This window comes from Rhodococcus sp. NPDC127593 (genome assembly GCF_042671975.1).
Classification (GTDB): Bacteria; Actinomycetota; Actinomycetes; order Mycobacteriales; family Mycobacteriaceae; genus Rhodococcus_F.
Window position 1 is genome coordinate 1 of sequence record NZ_JBHXWI010000173.1, and the last position, 1,516, is coordinate 1,516.

General features: G+C 63.7%; 1 protein-coding gene. It reads left to right on the forward strand.

The annotated features are described in order from the left end of the window. Window positions 1–175: 175 nt before the first annotated feature. The gene (locus ACFVJ3_RS49435) at window positions 176–1,513 is read left to right on the forward strand and encodes an MFS transporter (protein ID WP_378459036.1); all 1,338 of its coding nucleotides are present in this window, start codon (window positions 176–178) and stop codon (window positions 1,511–1,513) included. Window positions 1,514–1,516: the final 3 nt, after the last annotated feature.

Here is a 1,516-nt window from a genome sequence, read left to right on the forward strand (position 1 = left end):
GTGTTAACAGCTGGTGTCGCGCCCTTGCGCGGAGACTTCATCTGTGTTCGTATTATCTCCATCAATTCACAGGCACCCGCCACGTATGCCACGTGTGAGTCGAGCGGCTCACTGCAGCTCGCCCCTGGCGATCCGATTCGCGTCGACCGGCGTTCGTGGTGAAGGAGAGGCAGTCATGACCGACACTCGAGATATGGCCCACCCGAGGGCTGAGGACGCCGTCGGGAATCGACGGCAACTCAGACGCGTGTATTTCGCCAGCCTGATCGGCACGACGGTCGAGTTCTACGACTTCATCGTGTTCGGGGTGGCGGCGAGCCTGGTGTTCGGGCGGGTCTTCTTCGAGTCGACGTCCGAGTCGCTCGGGACGATCCTCTCGTTCGCGATTCTCGCGATCGGGTACGCGGCTCGACCGCTCGGCGGGATCATCTTCGGTCACTTCGGGGACCGGGTGGGCCGCAAGTCGACGCTGTTGTGGACGATGGTCCTGATGGGGCTGAGCACCTTCCTGATCGGATGCCTGCCGTCCTCGGCGCAGATCGGTGCACTCGCACCGATCCTGCTGGTCACCCTCCGCCTCATCCAGGGCATCGCCGTGGGCGGTGAATGGGGCGGCGCGGTGTTGATGGCCGTCGAGCACGCTCCCAAGAAGTCACGCGGATTCTTCGGCGGAGCGGCAAGTTTGGGATCGGGAGCCGGAGTGCTGCTGGCCTACGGGGCGTTCGCGTTGCTCAACAACCTGGACGACGAGGCGTTCCTGACCTGGGGATGGCGGTTGCCGTTCCTCTTCTCGGTCGTCGTCGTCGGCGTCGGTCTGTACGTGCGGCTGCGGATCGAGGAAAGCCCGGTCTTCGAATCCGAACAGCACAACTCCGAAGCAACGGAGAAGCCGCCCATCCCGCTCATCGAGGTCTTCCGTGAGCGACCCGGCAAGGTTCTGCTCGGCATCGGCACCGTCTCGGGCACCTTCATGTCCCAGGCAATCGTGTCGACCTTCCTGATCTCATACGCCGCCACGCACTACGGTCTGGGCCGGTCGACCCTGCTGACCCTGCTCAACGTCTCGCTGGTCATCATGATCTTCACCATCCCGTTCTTCTCGTTCATCTCCGACAAGGTCGGCCGGCGCCAGATCTTCATCCCCGCCGCGATCGGCTACGGCGTGTTCGCGTTCGTCATGTTCCCGATGATCGGGTCGGGGTCCCCGCTGATCATCCTGGCCACCTTCATCATCGGAATGGCGATACTCAACTCGGCAGCGACAGGAACCTCCGCCACCCTGCTTTCCGAACTCTTCCCGACCAAGTTCCGCTACACCGGCGCCGGCGTCGCGTACCAGTTCGCCGGCCTCATCGGCGGTGGCATCGGCCCACTGCTCGCCTCGATCTTCGTCGCCCCCGGCGGAATCGGACCGATCGGTGTCTCGATCATGCTCGCAGCATTCTGCACACTCAGCGCCATCTGCGCATACCGGATCGGCGACAACCGCACCGTCGACCTCAGCGACGCATGACAC

Bases quoted from the DNA above. Each gene is read 5' to 3' on its own strand.
- ACFVJ3_RS49435 (WP_378459036.1), top strand. From the start codon at position 176: ATGACCGACACTCGAGATATGGCCCACCCGAGGGCTGAGGACGCCGTC.